Origin of the sequence: uncultured Psychroserpens sp., from assembly GCF_947500255.1 — a bacterium.
Classification (GTDB): domain Bacteria; phylum Bacteroidota; class Bacteroidia; order Flavobacteriales; family Flavobacteriaceae; genus Psychroserpens.
Genome location: NZ_CANMRL010000001.1, coordinates 1484479 through 1503967, shown reverse-complemented (window position 1 = coordinate 1503967; position 19489 = coordinate 1484479). Strand labels below are relative to the sequence as shown.

At 35.9% G+C, this 19489-nt stretch carries 13 protein-coding genes; 6 read left to right on the top strand and 7 right to left on the bottom strand.

Annotated elements, in window-relative coordinates:
- The first annotated feature begins 10 nt into the window (after positions 1–10).
- Genes Q0783_RS06505 through Q0783_RS06495 form a run of 3 tightly spaced genes read left to right on the top strand, consistent with a single transcriptional unit; the run spans position 11 to position 5691 of the window.
- Complete coding sequence (locus Q0783_RS06505; RefSeq protein ID WP_298894116.1) at positions 11–2959, top strand: GH92 family glycosyl hydrolase; 2949 nt, start codon at positions 11–13, stop codon at positions 2957–2959.
- Positions 2960–2995: 36 nt separating this feature from the next.
- Complete coding sequence (locus Q0783_RS06500) at positions 2996–4666, top strand: MFS transporter (protein ID WP_298894115.1); 1671 nt, start codon at positions 2996–2998, stop codon at positions 4664–4666.
- 11 nt (positions 4667–4677) lie between these two features.
- Positions 4678–5691 carry a N(4)-(beta-N-acetylglucosaminyl)-L-asparaginase gene (locus Q0783_RS06495; protein WP_298894114.1) on the top strand — a complete coding sequence of 338 codons (1014 nt, stop codon included), beginning with the start codon at positions 4678–4680 and terminating at the stop codon, positions 5689–5691.
- Here the strand turns inward: Q0783_RS06495 and Q0783_RS06490 are convergent.
- Entirely contained in the window at positions 5688–7100 is a 1413-nt protein-coding gene (locus Q0783_RS06490) for an aldehyde dehydrogenase family protein (protein ID WP_298894113.1), read from the bottom strand. The two genes, Q0783_RS06495 and Q0783_RS06490, sit on opposite strands and share 4 nt — an antisense overlap.
- Positions 7101–7273: 173 nt before the next feature.
- On the opposite strand from Q0783_RS06490, the gene Q0783_RS06485 reads away from it, so the two are divergent.
- Positions 7274–7546 carry a hypothetical protein gene (locus Q0783_RS06485; RefSeq protein WP_298894112.1) on the top strand — a complete coding sequence of 91 codons (273 nt, stop codon included), beginning with the start codon at positions 7274–7276 and terminating at the stop codon, positions 7544–7546.
- 76 nt (positions 7547–7622) lie between these two features.
- Here Q0783_RS06485 and cphA read toward each other — a convergent pair whose 3' ends face one another.
- Positions 7623–10262 carry a cyanophycin synthetase gene (cphA, locus tag Q0783_RS06480; protein WP_298894111.1) on the bottom strand — a complete coding sequence of 880 codons (2640 nt, stop codon included), beginning with the start codon at positions 10260–10262 and terminating at the stop codon, positions 7623–7625.
- 97 nt (positions 10263–10359) lie between these two features.
- Between cphA and Q0783_RS06475 the strand changes: the two genes are divergently transcribed.
- On the top strand, positions 10360–11223 hold the full coding sequence (locus tag Q0783_RS06475; protein WP_298894110.1) for a cyanophycinase: 864 nt from the start codon (positions 10360–10362) through the stop codon (positions 11221–11223).
- Between the two features lie 4 nt (positions 11224–11227).
- On the opposite strand, the gene Q0783_RS06470 is transcribed toward Q0783_RS06475, so the two are convergent.
- From Q0783_RS06470 to Q0783_RS06455, 4 genes are all read right to left on the bottom strand, one after another.
- The gene (locus Q0783_RS06470) at positions 11228–11749 is read right to left on the bottom strand and encodes a YceI family protein (protein ID WP_298894109.1); all 522 of its coding nucleotides are present in this window, start codon (positions 11747–11749) and stop codon (positions 11228–11230) included.
- Position 11750: 1 nt separating this feature from the next.
- Positions 11751–12332 carry a YceI family protein gene (locus tag Q0783_RS06465; RefSeq protein WP_298894108.1) on the bottom strand — a complete coding sequence of 194 codons (582 nt, stop codon included), beginning with the start codon at positions 12330–12332 and terminating at the stop codon, positions 11751–11753.
- 94 nt (positions 12333–12426) lie between these two features.
- Positions 12427–13557, bottom strand: coding sequence for a helix-turn-helix domain-containing protein (locus tag Q0783_RS06460; protein WP_298894107.1), 1131 nt, complete (start codon positions 13555–13557; stop codon positions 12427–12429).
- A gap of 76 nt (positions 13558–13633) precedes the next feature.
- Entirely contained in the window at positions 13634–14563 is a 930-nt protein-coding gene (locus Q0783_RS06455) for an isoaspartyl peptidase/L-asparaginase family protein (protein WP_298894106.1), read from the bottom strand.
- Positions 14564–14663: 100 nt separating this feature from the next.
- On the opposite strand from Q0783_RS06455, the gene polA reads away from it, so the two are divergent.
- Positions 14664–17507: a DNA polymerase I gene (gene polA, locus Q0783_RS06450; protein ID WP_298894105.1), complete on the top strand. Its 2844-nt coding sequence runs from the start codon at positions 14664–14666 to the stop codon at positions 17505–17507.
- An 8-nt stretch (positions 17508–17515) separates the two neighbouring features.
- Here polA and Q0783_RS06445 read toward each other — a convergent pair whose 3' ends face one another.
- Positions 17516–19471, bottom strand: a complete 1956-nt coding sequence (locus tag Q0783_RS06445) for a YgiQ family radical SAM protein (protein ID WP_298894104.1) — start codon at positions 19469–19471, stop codon at positions 17516–17518.
- Positions 19472–19489: the final 18 nt, after the last annotated feature.

The following is a 19489-nucleotide window of genomic DNA, read 5'->3' as shown; positions in this document are numbered from 1 at the left end:
AAAATCTTCCATGAAACATCTTTTTTCTATCGTTTTTCTTGCGCTATCTCTAACTAGTTGCGAAACCAAACCTCAAATAGAAATCGCTAAAAAAGACAAGCCACTTATTAAATATGTCAATCCGTTTATTGGTACAGGAGGTCACGGTCATACCTATCCTGGAGCAACAATGCCATTTGGAATGATGCAATTAAGTCCAGACACAAGACTAGATGGCTGGGATGGTTGTTCTGGTTATCATTATAGTGATAACTACATTTACGGTTTTTCGCACACTCACTTGAGTGGAACTGGTGTTAGCGATTATGGCGATATACTACTAATGCCAACTAACACCATTAACTTTAATAATGGTAGCGACGAAAAACCAGGTTATCGTGCACACTTTTCTCATGATAATGAAATAGCAGAACCTGCCTATTATAAGGTATATTTAGATTCTACTAACATTGATGTAGAACTAACGGTTTCGAAGCGTAGTGGAATTCACAAGTATCAATTTCCTTCTTCAAATAATCAAATTGTAATGTTAGATTTAGATCATCGCGATGAAATCTTAGATTATAAAATTCAGAAAATAAACGATTCTACCATTTCAGGTTTTAGGCATTCTAAAGCTTGGGCAACTGACCAAAGGCTGTTTTATAGCATTCAGTTTTCAAAGCCAATAAAAAGCATCACCTATAACGAAAATGGACTTTTAGTCTCTAAAAATTATAAATATCAAAGCAAACAAGCTGCCATTGAATTTGAAAATCCTAATAACGACCCTGTTTATGTCAAGATAGGAATTTCGGCAGTTGATGTAAATGGCGCCGAAAATAATAGGCAAGAAGAAATAGGAAACAAGACCTTTGAGCAAATTAAAACTGAAGCACAACAAACTTGGGAAAACCAACTGGAAAAAATAGTTGTTGAGTCTCAAAATGAAGATTACAAGACTAACTTTTATTCGGCGATGTATCACACCATGATCGCACCTAATCTTTATCAGGATGTCGATGGGAGATATCGAGGTATGGATCTTGATATCCATGAAACTAATGATTTTGAATACTATACTGTGTTCTCGTTATGGGATACGTATCGTGCTGCACATCCTTTGTACACTATTATTGAGCAAGAGCGAACCAATGATTTTATAAATACGTTTTTGGCTAAATATGACGAAGGCGGTATTATGCCAATTTGGGATCTCTCGGCTTGTTATACAGGTTGCATGATTGGTTATCATGCGGTTCCAGTAATTTCTGATGCTTATTTAAAGGGCATCACTAATTATGATACTGAAAAAGCTTTAGAAGCTATGAAGTATTCGGCTACTAGAGACAAATTAGGACTCAAGAGCTATAAAGAGCTTGGTTTTATTCCTGTTGAAGAGGAAAGTGAATCGGTATCAAAAACACTAGAATATGCTTATGATGACTGGACCATAGCGCAAATGGCAAAAGCCATGGGTAAGGATGATGACTATAAAACATATAGTGAGCGCGCACAATACTATAAAAACATATACGATCCCGAAAGCCAGTTTATGCGTGGGCGTTTTCGCAATACATGGTTTGCGCCTTTTGATCCATATGAAGTCAATTTCAACTATACCGAAGCTAACTCATGGCAATATAGTTTTTATGTGCCTCAGGATATTTCAGGATTTATAAAGCTTCTCGGCGGAAAAGATAAACTAGAAGCTCAATTAGATGAATTATTCACGGCAAATGCTGAAACCTCGGGACGTAACCAAGCTGATATCACAGGCCTAATTGGACAATACGCTCATGGGAATGAACCTAGTCACCACATGGCTTACCTTTATAATTTTGTAAACAAACCTCATAAGACCCAAGAAAAAGTCCATCAAATTTTAACCGAATTGTATACCAATGAACCTGATGGGATTTCGGGTAATGAAGATTGTGGACAAATGAGTGCATGGTATGTATTTTCATCGATGGGATTCTATCCAGTAACACCTGGAAGCAATCAATATATTATCGGAACACCATTGTTTGATAAAGCAACTATTAATCTTGAAAATGGAAAACAATTTTCTATTGTAGCCGATAATTTAAGTGACACAAATATCTATGTCGAATATGCTTACCTCAACGGAAAAGCACTAGATAAGACATTTATTTCTCACGAAGACATCATGTCTGGTGGTACTTTAGAATTCAAAATGACTGATAATCCGGCCGTTTGGGGAAGTCGTGATGGGAACGAGCCTACAACCGAAATTAATGACCATGTTATAGTTGCAGCACCATTTATTGCAAAAGGAGATGTGGCTTTTAAAGGTGATACCGAAGTTGTGTTAGAAAATGTAGATAAAGATGCATCCATTTTATATAGCATTAATGACCGAAATTTTATTACTTATGATAAACCATTCAAAATTTCGGAACCAACAACCCTAAATGTTTACTCTGAAAAAAATGGAACAAAAAGTCCTATCATTGAAACTAAATTCTATAAAATAGACCCAAACTTGTCTATTAAGTTAGAAACCAAATATGCCAACCAATATAATGCTGGAGGTAACGATGCGCTTATCGATGGCATTCTGGGAACACAAGACTTTAGAACAGGAACTTGGCAAGGTTATTTTGATGAAGATTTAATAGCAACAGTAGATTTAGGTAGCACAAAACAGGTACATTCAGTTAGTGTTAACTTCCTGCAGGATCAACGTTCTTGGATATTCTACCCAACACGCATTGAATGCCTTGGATCAAAAGATGGTGTTAACTTTACAACCATTGATGATATAAGAACTATCGATACAGCAAAACCTTCAGAAGACGTAGAGATTGAAACTATTATTTTTAAACAAATCCCAAAGGAATTTCAGTATATAAAGATTATTGCAAAAAAACTAGGCGAGCTCCCAGAGTGGCATTTAGGCTACCCTCACGACGGTAGAAGCTGGTTGTTTGTAGATGAAATTTCAGTTAAATAGCGTGTGAATATAATTAGATAACTAATCAATTAACTTATGACAAATCAAAACAACAAATCTGCTTTAGCTACTTTAGTGACAGTCTTCTTTTTTTGGGGATTTATAGCAGCATCAAATGGCGTATTTATTCCATTTTGTAAAACCTATTTTAATATAGATCAATTTCAATCTCAACTGGTGGATTTTGCATTTTATGGTGCATATTATATTGGTGCATTATTGCTTTTTATCATGTCTAGCACGATTAAAAAGGATATTCTCAATACTTGGGGCTATAAAGCTGGTATTGTTTATGGCTTGTTATTATCAGCTATAGGAGCATTTGTAATGTATCCCTCAACAGCAGGTGCTGAACAAGGCCAAACCAGTGTTTTCTATTTAGTCCTTATTGCTCTTTTTATTGTTGGTTTAGGTTTTTCTTTACAACAAACAGCAGCTAACCCTTTTGCCATAGCTCTTGGAGATCCGAAAACAGGGTCTCATCGTCTAAATTTAGCAGGTGGTATTAATTCCTTCGGAACAACTATAGGGCCAATTGTTGTAAGCTTAGTCATTTTTGGATCTGCAACTTGGAGTACTGATGAATTGGCTCAGATGATCACTAACAATGAAATCACCTTAGTGACTGTTCAAGCCTTATATCTTGGTGTTGGTGCCTTATTTTTAGTAGCCGCAGCTTTATTTCATTTTTCTAAAAAACTACCATCTTTAAAGTCGGATACGGTATTTGAGCCTGCTAACAAAGCACGAAACCTACTCGTTATTTTAACATTGGTTATCGTAGGTTGTTTTGGTTATATTTTTAGCACTTACTCTGGTGATACGCCAGTAACTGACGACTTGGAGCAAACGCGATTGATTATTCTATTTGTTGCCCTTTTTGCCGTTATAATTGCTGTGTTCATAGCCAACTCTATGGCTTCAAAACAATCATCAGGTTGGGGCGCCATGAAATACCCTCAGTTGGTTTTAGGAATGTTAGCTATATTTACCTATGTAGGTGTAGAAGTGACTATTGGTAGTAATCTTGGAGAACTATTAAAACAAGGTATTGACAGTTCAAATCTCAATGCGCTTGGATTACCCGTATTAAATGATTCGGAAATTGGAAAATATATTTCATTGTACTGGGGCGGACTCATGATTGGACGTTGGGTTGGAGCAATTACCGTATTTAATCCTAGTAAAGGATTAAAGAAAGTCTTACTTATCGTTGTTCCATATATAGCTTTTGGAGTTATTCTTTTAGCAAATTCATTTAAAAGTAGTTTTACCACCAACGAAATTTTATTTTTCGCTATTTGTGTTGCCGTTCAAATAGGAGGCTTTTTCTTAGCTAAGGACAATCCTGTTAAAACACTAAAAATATTCAGCTTTTTAGGAATTTTAGGCATGTTGATTGGTTTATTTTCTTCTGGTAATGTTGCTTTATTTGCATTTTTATCTGGAGGTTTATTCTGCTCAATTATGTGGCCTTGTATCTTTACATTAAGTATTGCTGGCTTAGGGAAATACACGTCTCAAGGTTCAGCCTTTTTAATCATGATGATTTTAGGTGGAGCTATTATTCCTCCTGTACAAGGGAAACTGGCTGATGTATTTACAATTCAATCCTCTTATTGGATAGCTGTAGCCTGTTTTGCGTACCTTTTATTTTATGCATTTAGAACAAAAACTGTACTTGATAAACAAGGTGTAGAATATTAATAAACTAAATTATGAAACGAAGACACTTTATTAAAAATGCCTCATTAACAGGCGTTGGGTTGGCAGTTGGAAGTACACTTGTTGGTTGTGCTGAAAAAACTTCCGAAGAGAAAAAAGCTACTGCTGCGACTTCTTCAACTCATTCTAAAGCAACATTACCATTAGTTATTGCTACATGGCATGTCATTGATGCTACTGCAAAAGCTATGGAAGTATTACAAGCTGGAGGCAACGCTTTAGATGCCGTAGAACAGGGTTGTATGGTTGAAGAAGCAAATGAAAAAGGGCAATCTGTTGGTAAAGGTGGTTTACCCGATCGCGATGGCAATGTCACATTAGATGCTTGTATTATGGACAAACATGGTAATTGTGGTTCGGTAGTGTATCTTCAAAGCATCACGCATGCCGTTTCTGTTGCAAGAAAAGTTATGGAAGATACACCTCATGTCATGCTTGCTGGTGAAGGTGCTAAGCAATTTGCAGTATCAAAAGGTTTCGAACCGGAAGATTTACTTACTGAAGCGTCTAAAGACGCTTGGGAAAAATGGAAAGTAGAAGCCAAATACAAACCTATAATTAATATTGAAAATCATGATACCATTGGGATGTTAGCCATTGATAAAAATGGTGATATTTCTGGCGCTTGTACCACGAGTGGTTTAGCTTATAAAATGGGTGGTCGTGTTGGTGATTCACCTATTATTGGTTCGGGTTTATTTGTAGACAATGAAATTGGAGCTTGTGTAGCTACTGGTCTTGGTGAAGAAGTGGTAAAAACTGTTGGTAGTTTTTTGGTTGTAGAATTGATGCGGCAAGGGAAATCACCTCAAGAAGCCTGCGAAGAAGCCATTAGTAGAATTGTGAATAAACCCAACAGCAACTATAAAGATTTTCAAGTTGGATATATTGCTGTTAATAAAAAAGGTGAGACTGGAAGTTATTCAATACACCAGTGGTTTAGTATGACTAAATTTCAAAATGGTGTGAATGAACAGATTCAATCGGATTACTTTAATAAAGCTTAAAACCACTTTATAGCTGCGTTTGTAATTTTTTCTTTTAACTTATTATAAGGTGGAAATAACAAGTATAACGGCCCTATAGTATGCCTTTTCAAAACAGAACGCGCGTTAGTGAATTCTTGAAAACCAAAAAAGCCATGCGCCTTGCCAATACCACTATTGTTTGAGCCTCCAAATGGTAAATGATGATTTGAATATTGAAGTGCATTACTATTAATACATGTACTACCTGCTCGTGTAGAATGTATTATTCTATTAATGACTTTTTTACTCCTTGCGTAAATATAAAGTGCTAGCGGTTTTTCTTTTGAATTGATATAATCAATAACCTCATCAATTGTTTTATACGTTTTTATTGGCAGTATTGGGCCAAAAATTTCTTCGGTTAACAATGTCGCTTCTTCAGGTAAGTTTGATATTAATGTTGGCGCAATGTAATTTGAAGCCTCATCATAATCACCTCCTAACTCAATCGTAGCTTTGTGTTCTTTGGCATTTTCAATGCTAGCTACAAGTCGGTTAAAATGTTTCTCATTGACAACTCGACTATACGACTCTGAAGTTTTAGGGTTTTCAGAGTAATACTCTAGAGCTTTAGCTTTGAATGCTTCAATAAATTCATCTTTAATAGATTCATGTATAAATACATAATCTGGAGCGATACAGGTTTGCCCATTATTTAAATACTTACCCCAAACTATGTTCTTAATCGCAGCTTTTAGATTTACCGACTCATGAATAATCGTCGGTGACTTTCCTCCTAATTCTAAAGTTACAGAAGATAAATGCTTAGAAGCTGCAGACATGATAATCTTACCTACAGTAGGAGATCCAGTGAAAAATATATGATTAAAAGGTAATTTCAATAACTCTTGAGCAACTTCTACTTCACCTTCAACCAACGCCACTTCATTTTCATTAAATACATCTTTAACAATTTTAGCCATCACAGCAGATGTATTTGGTGTCATTTCAGATGGTTTTAAAATCACAGTGTTTCCAGCAGCTATTGCAGATACTAAAGGTCCAAATGTAAGATTCACAGGATAATTCCATGGTGAAATAATTAAACACACACCTTTAGGTTCATACCTAATATAAGATGACGTCCCTAATAAAGTTAAAGGTGTACTTACCCTTTGATCACTTAACCATGATCTTAAATTAGCAATGGTATATTTGATTTCCTTGACTACTAAATAAATTTCTGTAAGGCCAGTTTCTACTTTTGGTTTTTTGAAATCTTGATAAAGGGCCTCTTCAATAGTGCTTTTATAGGTACGTTCAAGTGCAAATTTTAAAGCCTTCAGTTTTTTAATACGAGCTTTATAAGTTGTATTTCCTATATGATATTGATTCGTTTTTTGTGTTTCAAACAGTTCAAAATACTTATTATCTGAATAATTTGCCATTTAATCCTTAACGTTTTTATTGGGCTGCGAGCCGTTTTTGTGCATTTCATCGATGTTTTTTGCGAACAAGTTCATCTCAACTAAAAATCATCCGTTTTATCTAAAATATTCATAATCACTCAAATTGTTGCGTTTCTTTGAACCGAGTTTAAAACAAAAAACCCTCGACGATTATGAAAAAAGTATTAACCATATTAGCCTTTGCAATGTTGCCTCTACTTTCAGTAGGACAGGATACTAATGTAGATATCAAAAATAATGATACTGTAGAAACTGTAGTCGAAAATAAGAGTAAAACTCAAAAAATAAAAAAAGAAACTACATCTTCTTCTGCTGCTAAAGCTCAAGTTTTGAAAATAAACAGAAAGAAGAGTTCAGATATTATTAGCATTAGAGCTTACAGAAAGAGTTTACAGATTAAAGTAAAAACGGTAAAGCTTTGCTAATTAGTTTTAAAAATAGATTCAAAAAATCCGAAACATATGTTTCGGATTTTTTTATACCTCAATTTAAAAGTAAACTCTAAGCAAAGTTTAATTCTCCTTTTGCCTCTTGCTCTTTAAATTGCTTTACTAATTCTAACGCATCAGGAATCACATCACTACACAATATAATCAGCGATCCTTTAACTGCATTTTTTACTGCATGTGTAATCGCTTCTTTTTCTGAAGGAATAATTGTTGTTTTCTTATTTGGATCTTTCATCTTGATACCATCATTAAGCATATTGATGAGTTCTTCTTCTGTTTTTCCTCTCAAACGCTTATCTTGACGAATAATAATTTCATCAAACATTTCAGCTGCAATGGCTCCCATTTCATTATTATCCTCAACACGTCTATCTCCAATTCCTGCAATGATTCCAACCTTTACGGTAGCCTCTAATTCATCGGTGAATTTTTGAAGCGCTCTCATACCTGCAGGATTATGTGCATAATCTAAAAGAATTGTAAAATCATTAAACTCAAATAGATTTAAACGCCCTGGTGTTTGCGAAGCCGAAGGAATAAATGTTTCTAATGCGGCTTTCATATCTTCAATACTAATCCCTTGAACATGAGCTGCAAGAACAGCTCCAAGTACATTTTGAATCATAAATTTTGCTTTGCCTCCATAAGTTAATGGAATATGCTCTGCTTTCATTAAGCGCATTTTCCATTCACCCCTACATATCGTCACAAAACCATTTTCGTATACTGCTGTAATCCCATTAAGGCGTTGTAATGCTTTTACTCTAGGATTATTCTCATCCATTGAGAATAGCGCTACATTACAGTCTACATTACGACGCATATCATATACCAAATCATCATCAGCATTTAATATAGCATAACCGTCTGGTAATACTGTTTCTGGAACTACAGCTTTTACTTTAGCTAATTGTTCTATAGTATGAATTCCTTTTAACCCCAAATGATCTGCAGCTACATTAGTTACTACAGCAACATCACATTTTTTAAATCCTAATCCTGCACGCAATAAACCGCCTCTTGCACATTCTAAAACAGCAAAGTTGACTGTAGGATCTTTGAGCACAAACTCAGCACTTGCAGGTCCTGTGCAATCTCCCGTCATTAATAATCTGTTCTGGATATACACACCATCACTAGTTGTATAACCGACTCTATAACCTTTCATTTTTGCAATATGAGCAATGAGTCTTGTAGTGGTAGTTTTGCCGTTGGTTCCTGATGTAGCAATAATAGGAATACGTCCTGTATCTCCTTTCTGAGGAAATAATTTATCAATTACTGGTGCAGCCACATTACGTGGTAATCCAGTTGTTGGTGCTAAGTGCATTCTAAATCCTGGCCCAGCATTTACTTCGAGAACAGCCCCTCCAGTTTCAGATAATGGTTTAGAAATATCTGTAGTCATAATATCAATTCCACAAATATCCAGATCAATAATTTTGGAAATACGTTCAGCCATAGATACGTTTGCAGGATGGACAATATCTGTCACATCCTCTGCTGTTCCTCCAGTACTTAAATTAGCGGTGTCTTTTAAAACAAGTTTTTCGCCATCAGCAATTACAGAATCTAAAGTATAACCTGCATCCTTAATAATTGTTTTAGTTAATTCATTAACTGAAATTTGTGTTAATACTTTTTCATGACCATATCCACGACGCGGATCTTTATTAACCTCATCAATCAATTCTTGAACTGTAGATTTTCCATCACCTACGACATGAGCAGGTGAGCGCAATGCTGCCGCAACTAGTTGATTATTTATAACTAACAATCTGTAATCTTCACCAACAATAAATTTCTCTACAATAATAGCACCACTTCGTGAACTGTCTTTTGCATGTCTAAACGCAACTAATGCGTCGTCATAATTTTGAATATCGACCGTTATCCCACGTCCGTGATTTCCATCAATTGGTTTAATCACTAAAGGGTAACCCACATAACGACAAGCTTCTTCTAAACTTCGTTCGCGACGAATAATATCACCACGAGGCACTTCAACTTCGGCTTGTTCTAATAAGTACTTTGTATCTTCTTTATCACAAGCGAGTTCAACACCAATACTACTAGTTTCACTAGTTACTGTAGCCTGTATTCGTTTTTGATTAGCGCCATATCCTAGTTGACATAATGAGTATTTATTTAATCTAATCCATGGAATACCTCGAGCCTCGGCTTCTTCAACTATAGATCCTGTACTAGGCCCTAAGCGATCTGCCTCTCGTAATTCTCGCATTTCTTGAATGTCTTCTGATAAGTCATAGGCTTCACCACTTATCAAAGCTTCGCATATTCTTACTGATGCTTTTGCTGCATAACGACCAACTGATTCTTCCATATAGGCAAATACAACATTGTAAACACCTTCTTCACCATAACCTCTTGTTCTTCCAAAACCAACATCCATACCTGCTAGCGTTTGTATTTCTAGGGCAATATGTTCTATAATATGTCCCATCCAGGTTCCTTCTTCTACACGTTGAAAAAATCCTCCAGGCTCACCTACAGAACAACGATGCTCATACATACCAGGAAACATAGCTTTAAGACGATCATAAAATCCATCAACTTTATTAGATGGTAACTCCTCCATTTCTTGAAGGTCTAAAACCATAACAATTAATTTGTGTCGTCTAATAGACCAATAATTTGGTCCTCGCATTGCATTTATACTACGTATATCCATTTGGTTGATTTTTTAAGTGAAAGATTATAAATATAACATTTTTCAATAAAAAAATTAGTTTATTTTTGCCCAATATTCAATCTACAGGAAGATTTTTATGCAGAAGATAAAAGGAACTCTTATTCCTATTGGAGGAAATGAAGACAAAGGTCTAGAAAACAACGAAATGTATACTCTAGAATTTATCGACGAAGGTATTTTATACCATGTCGTTAAAGAAGCTGGTGGTATTGATGCCAATATCGTAGTTATTCCTACGGCTTCAAGTATTCCTCAAGAAGTTGGTGACAATTATTTATCGGCGTTCAAAACTTTGGGTTGTAAGAACGTAAGTGTTCTGGATATTAGAAGTAAGGAGGATTCTGAAAAACAAGAATCTATAGATCTTATTACATCTGCTAAATGTATCATGTTCTCTGGCGGGAACCAATCTAAAATCACCGATAAAATTGGAGGTACAGCTATTCATGATATTCTCTTGGATCGTTACATCAACGAAACAGGTTTCGTAATAGCAGGAACTAGTGCAGGAGCAATGGTCATGGCTAAAGAAATGATTGCAGGTGGAAGCGCTTCTGAAGCGTTTATAAAAGGCGCAGTAAATATGTATAAAGGCTTGAGCTTGATTCCTAGTTTGATCATCGACACACATTTTATTAGACGCGGACGTTTTGGAAGACAAAGTGAAGCTATTGCTAAATTTCCAAGTTTAGTTGGTTTAGGGCTTGCAGAAGATACAGGTCTTATTATAAAAAATGGAAACGATTGCACTATTATTGGTTCAGGAATGGTTATCGTTTTTGACGGAAGTCAACTCACGCACAACAATGAAAAAGTACTACAAGAAGGCACTCCAATGACTATGGCCAACCTCACAGTTCACGTGCTTTCAAATGGTGATCAATACGATATTAAAAATAGAAAAGTAACTGTTCTTCCTATTGAAGCGCCTTTTATCTAATTTTTTAAAACGTAATATGAATCTCTATCTCAATAGAATCTCCAATTAGAGCATTCATTGATCCAAAATCCAAATTAAAGTCTTTCCTGCTAATTCTAGTCGTTATATCTATTTGATCATCCAAAATTTCATAGGGCATTTCAATACTTCTCTTTTCATTTTTAATCGTCAATTCGCCGGCAATCATTTTTGAAGCCTTATCAACATTACTGGATTGAAAGTGTAGTATTGGATAGGTCTTTTCATCAAGATACGGTTCACTCAACAAAATTTTATCTCTTGCTTTTTCATTGGTATTAATACTCTTAACATATACATTCCCTTTTAACATGAATACGTTTCCATTGTTACGAATTATCTCTCCATCAAATTCAGTAAAAACGCCATTTACCGTTAAAACGCCTAGATGAGACACCTTGAATTCGACCCTTGCTTTTTGGGAATCAATTTTATATGTTTTAGTCTGAGCAAAAGATAGTTGTCCAATTAATGTAGATACAATAATGGCTAGGCTAAATGCTTTCATACTACTCAGCAATAGCTAGAATCATAAGTGTAATTTTTATATCGTTACTAACAAGACTAGTACCATTAGGTAGCTTCCTGTCAAATGTAATTCCATAATCCTGTCTGTTGATGGTTATAGAAGCATTAAAGGCTATAGATTGTTTTCCTGTTGGTAGATCAACTAATGGTCCTTTAATTGTAAAAGGCAATTCAATTGAATTAGTCACCCCATGAATTGTGAGATCACCAACTAAATAATCACTATTGTTTTTTGATATTATTTTTGTTCCCTTAAAGGAAATTTCTGGGTAGGTTTCGGCATCGAGAAACGCTTTACTTTTTACGGCATTTTCTCCTCCAACATTATTAGCATCATAGCTATCTACAGCAATTGTTGCACGAGCAGTTGTTTTAGAACTATTCTCTTTGTCATAGGTAATTGTGCCTTCAACTTTTTTAAATCGGCCCGACACATCAACAACACCAAATCGTTCAACATTAACTTGCACAGTGCTATGACCTTCGTCAATACTATAAGTTTGGGCATTTAATTCATAAATACATAAAAGTGAAATTGTAAAAAAAGTAAATAGAGTTCTCATAAATTATAGGTTTTAGAATTAAAACTATAATAGTAGCATTATCGACTCATAATCACGACAACTTTTATAAAGGTTGCTTTATTTTAAGAAAAAATTAATACCGTAGAGTATCCCTGTATTTTGAAGGTGTCATACTTTCAAATTTTTTGAAGGCATTTACAAAAGATGTTTTATTGTTGAATCCAGATTCAAATGCAACTTTTAGCAACGTATATTCTGTGTGATTTAAAATTAGTGTTTTAGCTTCATTGATACGATGCTCATTGATAAAATCAAAAAACGACATGCCGTAATGCTGATTGATAATCTGAGATAAATGATGCTTACTAATAGATAACCGTTCTGCCAGGTGGTTTAATCTTAAGGCAGGATTTAAATACACCTTTTCTTTAGTGATTAACTGGTCTAACTTGACTGTATATTTTGGAATTTCATCTGCATTTAAGGAGCTTCCTGAGTACTTATCATTAGGTTCAACATGCTTCCATTCGGTACGCATAAATTTAAAACTGATGAAATAGAAAAGTACACCAATAGGTAACACATAAATATAATCAAGATGTCTTCTGTATATATCTGTAACCAATAAGATGTACAAGAAAACAGCTGAAAATGTAAGGATGATAAGCAAAACAAGATTGAAATATTTAAGCCATTTTGTTTTAGTATCAATACTAGAATATTCGGCCTTTAAACCTTTAGAATATGTCTTAACAATGTTCAGATTTCTAATTAAAAAGCTTCCTAAATGAACAAACTGTAGAATAAAAACAAACGAATACATCCATTGAAACGTCGTTAGTACTTTTTTACGATGATCAAATACCGACAGCATCCCATAATTTATTTGTCGGTCATTTAAACCTTTGTAAGCTATAAAGGGAATAATAATTACAAAAATTAGAAATGGTAAAAAGTGAAGCCAATGCCATTTTGAAAATTTCCATTGTGAATCGGTTATGGATTTAAAATAAAAATAAGTTAGTGGCCCAAGTAAAAACCATGATCCGTAACGCGTCCCATAAAATAGATTGAATCCAATATCGATTTTGTTTCTTATTGTAAAAAATTCAACCAAAAACCAAATAAGAACTAAGATGGTCAGCATCAAATAAATACTTCCACGCTTTTGGCGTTTATCTTTAGACGCCATTAAAATAGAAAATAGAAATAGTCCCTGAAATACAATTATAATGATTCCTATAGACCAAATATCAAGCTGCATTAATTCTAATTTAGTTCGTATTTTATTTAAAACTCACGAACTAAATTAAGCAATTCTAGATGACTTTAAGAGCCTATTATTTGTAAATAGCAATAACTTCCTTTCCTTCTGAAGTTTTACTAGCACGATACATTCCTTCTGTATTAAAAGGCATAGCAATATTACCCTTAGAATCAACAGCTATCAAACCACCATCACCTTTAATATCAAAAACACGCTTGTGTATGACTTCAGACGATGCGTCTTTTAAACTCATGTCTTTATGTTCCATTAAGCAAGACACATCATAGGCTACAACTCCACGAATAAAAAATTCACCACTTCCAGTACACGACACAGCGCATGTTTCGTTATTTGCATAATTGCCAGCACCAATCATAGGGCTATCACCAACCCGTCCCCATTTTTTATTAGTCATACCGCCAGTAGAGGTTGCAGCTGCAATATTTCCGTTTTGATCGCAAGCCACAGCGCCAACTGTTCCAAATTTCCCATCCTTTTTAACACTGTGATCTAACTGAAAGTTCTCACTATCCTTAATGCCTTGCCATTGCTGATAACGTACCTCATCATAAAAATAAGAAGGAGGTTCAATATCATAATTATTCTGCTTGGCAAATTGCATAGCGCCTTCACCTGCCAAAAACACGTGGTAACTTTTATCCATAACATCTCGTGCTAATGATACTGGGTTTTTAATTCCAGTAACTAAAGACACTGCTCCAGCATTTAATGTTTTTCCATCCATAATACTCGCATCCATTTCATGCGTCCCCTCTGCAGTAAACACAGACCCTTTTCCTGCATTAAACAATGGAGTGTCCTCTAGGGATTTAACAGCAACCTCAACAGCATCAACAGCAGTTCCTCCTTCATTTAAAACGTCATAACCCTTATTTAGAGCGATTTGTAAAGCCTTTTTATATTGTGCTTCCAGTTCTTGAGTCATGAGTCCTTTTACCAAAGTTCCAGCGCCTCCATGAATGGCTATTGAGAAATTTTTCATCGTATTATTTTTTACTGCGGAAAATTACAAATTGTAGTTCAATTTGTTCCATATAAACGCATAAGTTTTTGTAGCTTTATAAACTTCAAAATACAAACCAATGTCAGATCAAAAACGACTATTTCTAGTTGATGCTTATGCACTAATTTTCCGTGGATATTACGCGTTTATAAAAAACCCAAGAATCAATTCAAAAGGCGAAGACACTTCAGCCATCATGGGTTTTATGAATTCACTACTTGATGTCATAAAGCGAGAGCGACCAGACCATTTAGCCGTTTGTTTTGATAAAGGCGGAAGTGCAGACCGTGTGGAAATGTATGAAGCCTACAAGGCTAATCGTGATGAAACGCCTGAAGGGATTAAAACGGCTGTTCCATATATCTACGAGATTCTTAAAGCCATGCATATTCCAATTATGGTTAAAGAAGGTTATGAAGCCGATGATGTGATTGGAACCTTATCTCGTCAAGCTGAAAAAGAAGGTTATAAAACATATATGGTGACTCCTGACAAAGATTTTGCGCAATTGGTTACCGATAATATTTTTATGTACAGACCTGTTTTTGGAGGTGGTTATGAAACTTGGGGCATTCCTGAAGTTCAGAAAAAATTTGAAGTAGAGAGTCCGATGCAAGTCATCGATTTTCTAGGCATGATGGGTGACGCTTCCGATAATATTCCAGGACTTCCTGGTGTTGGTGAAAAAACGGCTAAGAAATTTATCAATCAGTTTGGTAGTATGGAAGGGCTGCTCGCTAATACAGATCAGCTCAAAGGCAAAATGAAGGAGAAAGTGGAAGCTAATGGTGAATTGGGTTTATTATCAAAGAAACTAGCCACTATTATGCTTGATGTCCCAGTAGAATTCAACGCTAAGGACTTTGAGCTCGATCATCCAGATATTGAAAAAGTAAAAGAGATATTTCAGAATCTAGAATTTAGAAGATTAACCGATAATTTCCTAAAAACATTTTCTGCGGAAGCCACTGCTCCTCCAACAGAAACAACAGCTCAAAAAGAAGCGCCTAAAGCAACTCCTAAAACAAAATCTTCTGCTGGTGCTGGACAGTTTTCATTGTTTGGTGGAGATGATGCTGATACCACTGAAACAGTTTCAGAATACACACGAAAGACTGCTGAAACCACGTCGCATTTTTATCAAAGTATCGCTCCAGGAATGGCCACCAAATTGTTTGTCAATAATTTATTAAATCAATCTTCTGTATGTTTCGATACCGAAACGACCGGACTTAATCCCTTAACGGCAGAACTGGTTGGCATCGCCTTTTCATGGGAAGCAGGTAAAGGATTTTATGTCCCATTTCCGGAGGAAAAAGAACAGGCTCAAGAACTCATAGAAGTGTTACGTCCATTTTTTGAAAATGAACATATCGAAAAAATCGGTCAGAATTTAAAATATGATATTAAAGTCTTGGCCAAATACAATATTGAGGTTAAAGGAAAACTCTTTGACACCATGTTAGCGCATTACCTCATCAATCCTGATATGCGACATAACATGGATGTGTTAGCCGAAACTTATCTTAACTACACGCCTATTTCCATTACCGAATTGATTGGTAAGAAAGGAAAAAATCAATTGTCGATGCGAGAAGTGCCGCTAGATAAGCAGACAGAATACGCTGTAGAAGATGCAGACATTACTTTACAACTTAAAGAGCATTTCGAAAAAGAATTAGGTGAAGCCAACACACAAAAACTATTTGATGAGATCGAAGTTCCACTACTACGTGTACTCGCAGCAATGGAATTGGAAGGCATTAATCTAGATAAAGCCTTTCTAAATTCATTATCAGAAGAATTGAATAACGATATTGCGACACTCGAAAAGAAAATATACGATGCCGCTGGAGAAGAGTTCAATATTGCGTCACCAAAGCAATTAGGTGTTATTTTATTTGAAAAGATGAAACTGGTTGATAAACCTAAAAAAACGAAGACTGGTCAATATTCTACAGCTGAAGATGTGTTAAGTTACCTCGCCAAAGACCATGAGATCATTCAAAATATTTTAGATTTTAGAGGTCTATCAAAACTCAAAAGCACTTATGTTGATGCCTTACCACTTCAAGTTGATGAAGCTACTGGTCATGTGCATACCGATTATATGCAAACCGTTGCTGCTACTGGACGTTTGAGTAGTAACAACCCGAACTTACAGAACATTCCTATTCGTACCGAACGTGGTCGTCAAGTGCGAAAAGCTTTTGTTCCAAGAGATGAAGACCACACCTTACTTGCTGCCGATTATTCGCAAATAGAACTGCGTATCATTGCAGCATTAAGTCAGGAGGCAACCATGATAGAAGCCTTTAAAAATGGTGAGGATATTCATGCATCTACGGCTTCCAAGGTATTTAATGTACCTATTTCGGAAGTGACACGCGAGCAACGTAGCAATGCAAAAACGGTGAACTTCGGAATTATTTATGGTGTGTCTGCTTTTGGATTGAGTAATCAAACCAATCTCTCACGAAGTGAATCTAAAGAGCTTATCGACACCTATTACGCGACCTATCCAAAATTGCGTGCTTATATGAGTGAGCAAGTGGGTTTTGCAAGAGACAATGGTTATGTACAAACCGTTTTAGGACGTCGACGTTATTTAAAAGATATCAACTCGCGCAATGCTGTGGTTCGTGGCGCAGCCGAACGTAATGCAGTAAATGCACCAATTCAAGGAAGTGCAGCCGATATCATTAAAATTGCCATGATCAAGATTCATGAGAAGCTACAAGCCAGTGATTACAAATCAAAGATGCTTTTACAAGTGCATGATGAATTGGTATTTGATGTTTACAAACCGGAACTCGACGCCATGAAATCACTTATCAAAACGGAAATGGAAAACGCCTATAAACTCGAAGTTCCACTTGATGTCGATTTAGATATTGGTGATAATTGGTTGGAGGCGCATTAAATTAGCAATTACCTCCTCCGCTTCTTCTTCCCCTTATACTTCACCTTATTTTTCCGCTGGTTAAAAGGCACCGCATCATTAAAGGTGTTTTTAGCTTCACCTTTAGGTTTATTTTTACGCCATTTCTCGTCCTTTTTTGGTAGTAGAACATCCAATAAATCTTGACGACCGAGTTTATTTAAGGTCTTTCTAATCCAGGCTTTGTTTTCATCTTTATACCAAAAGAAAAAACGATGTTGTTCATCTTTTTCTTTACGAGTTTTTGGCGTGTTGACCTTTTTTAAGGTATATGGATGATATCCACTATAGTAGATGACAGTTGCAACCGTCATAGGTGTAGGTGTAAAGCCTTGTACTTGCTCTAACTGGAAACCCATATCTTTAGTTTCGGCAGCGAGATTCGCCATATCTTCGGCTTCACATGCTGGATGATTGGAGATAAAATAAGGTATCAACTGTAGTTTTAAACCTTTCTTGATGTTGATTTTATCAAAACGTTCCTTAAACTTATGGAAGTACTTAAAAGACGGTTTCCGCATCAATTTCAACACCGGATCACTCGTATGTTCTGGCGCTACTTTTAGTCGGCCAGACACGTGCTTGGTCATCACTTCTTCGGTGTAATCGTCGAGCTCTTTCGGATCTGCATTCTTATTGAATTCTGGCACTAGCATATCGTGACGAATTCCAGAACCTATAAATGACTTTTTTACTTTTGGATGACTATCAACTGCTTGATATAAATCGGTTAACGGTTTGTGTGAGGTATCCAAATTACTGCAAATCACTGGCGAAATACAACTAGGTGCCACACATTTGTCGCATATAGACTGTATTTTACCTTTCATCTTGTACATATTGGCACTCGGACCACCAATGTCGCTCAAATAGCCTTTAAAATCTGGCATATTAGCAACCGTATCCACTTCTCTTAATACCGATTCCTGACTTCGAGAGGCAATAAACTTTCCTTGATGCGCCGAAATGGTACAAAAACTACAACCACCAAAACAACCACGATGGATGTTGATGGAAAACTTGATCATTTCATACGCAGGAATTGGTCCGCGCTTTTTATATTTTGGATGTGGTAATCGTGTATAAGGCAACTCAAAAGACGCATCAATTTCGTCTTCGGTCATGGTTGGATATGGCGGATTAATCATCAAAGTCCTATCACCAACCTTTTGAAAAATACGTCGCGCTGCTAACTTATTCGATTCTTGCTCTATGATTTTAAAATTGGATGCATATTGTTTCTTGTCATTTAAACAAATTTCATGCGATGCGATTTCAACATCCTCCCAATTACTATTCTTCGGGATCTTAGCATCTTTATTTAAAAGTACTGCCGTTTGCTTAACCGTTGTGATACTTGAAAACGGAACACCTTTCTGCATTAAGCGCACCACTTCTCGCAATGGTTGTTCGCCCATGCCATACACCAATAAATCGGCTTTAGAACTTTCTAAAATCGTTGGCATTAGTGTATCGCTCCAATAGTCGTAATGAGTAACACGACGTAGTGATGCTTCAATGCCTCCAATTAATACTGGTACATCTGGCCATTTCTCTTTTAGAATTTTAGAATAGACAGTGGTCGCATAATCAGGTCGAAATCCTATATCGCCATTTGGCGTGTATGCATCTTTATCACGACGTTTTTTATTGGCGTTATAATTACTAATCATGGGATCCATACAACCACCTGTAACACCGAAAAACAATTTTGGCGCTCCAAGTTTTGTAAAATCCTGAAGATTATCCGTCACACTAGGCTGTGGCACAATCGCCACACGCAATCCGAAACTTTCAAGTAAACGTCCAATAACAGCAGGACCAAAGGTTGGGTGGTCTACATAGGCATCTCCACTAAACAAAATAACATCTAGTTCATCCCAGCCTCGTATCTTAACCTCTTTGTTTGTGGTAGGCAACCAACTTGAAAGTCTTAATTCACTCATCCTTTTGCAAAAGTAATT

Bases quoted from the DNA above. Each gene is read 5' to 3' on its own strand.
- Q0783_RS06505 (WP_298894116.1), top strand. From the start codon at position 11: ATGAAACATCTTTTTTCTATCGTTTTTCTTGCGCTATCTCTAACTAGT.
- Q0783_RS06500 (WP_298894115.1), top strand. From the start codon at position 2,996: ATGACAAATCAAAACAACAAATCTGCTTTAGCTACTTTAGTGACAGTC.
- Q0783_RS06495 (WP_298894114.1), top strand. From the start codon at position 4,678: ATGAAACGAAGACACTTTATTAAAAATGCCTCATTAACAGGCGTTGGG.
- Q0783_RS06490 (WP_298894113.1), bottom strand. From the start codon at position 7,100: ATGGCAAATTATTCAGATAATAAGTATTTTGAACTGTTTGAAACACAA.
- Q0783_RS06485 (WP_298894112.1), top strand. From the start codon at position 7,274: ATGAAAAAAGTATTAACCATATTAGCCTTTGCAATGTTGCCTCTACTT.
- cphA (WP_298894111.1), bottom strand. From the start codon at position 10,262: ATGGATATACGTAGTATAAATGCAATGCGAGGACCAAATTATTGGTCT.
- Q0783_RS06475 (WP_298894110.1), top strand. From the start codon at position 10,360: ATGCAGAAGATAAAAGGAACTCTTATTCCTATTGGAGGAAATGAAGAC.
- Q0783_RS06470 (WP_298894109.1), bottom strand. From the start codon at position 11,749: ATGAAAGCATTTAGCCTAGCCATTATTGTATCTACATTAATTGGACAA.
- Q0783_RS06465 (WP_298894108.1), bottom strand. From the start codon at position 12,332: ATGAGAACTCTATTTACTTTTTTTACAATTTCACTTTTATGTATTTAT.
- Q0783_RS06460 (WP_298894107.1), bottom strand. From the start codon at position 13,557: ATGCAGCTTGATATTTGGTCTATAGGAATCATTATAATTGTATTTCAG.
- Q0783_RS06455 (WP_298894106.1), bottom strand. From the start codon at position 14,563: ATGAAAAATTTCTCAATAGCCATTCATGGAGGCGCTGGAACTTTGGTA.
- polA (WP_298894105.1), top strand. From the start codon at position 14,664: ATGTCAGATCAAAAACGACTATTTCTAGTTGATGCTTATGCACTAATT.
- Q0783_RS06445 (WP_298894104.1), bottom strand. From the start codon at position 19,471: ATGAGTGAATTAAGACTTTCAAGTTGGTTGCCTACCACAAACAAAGAG.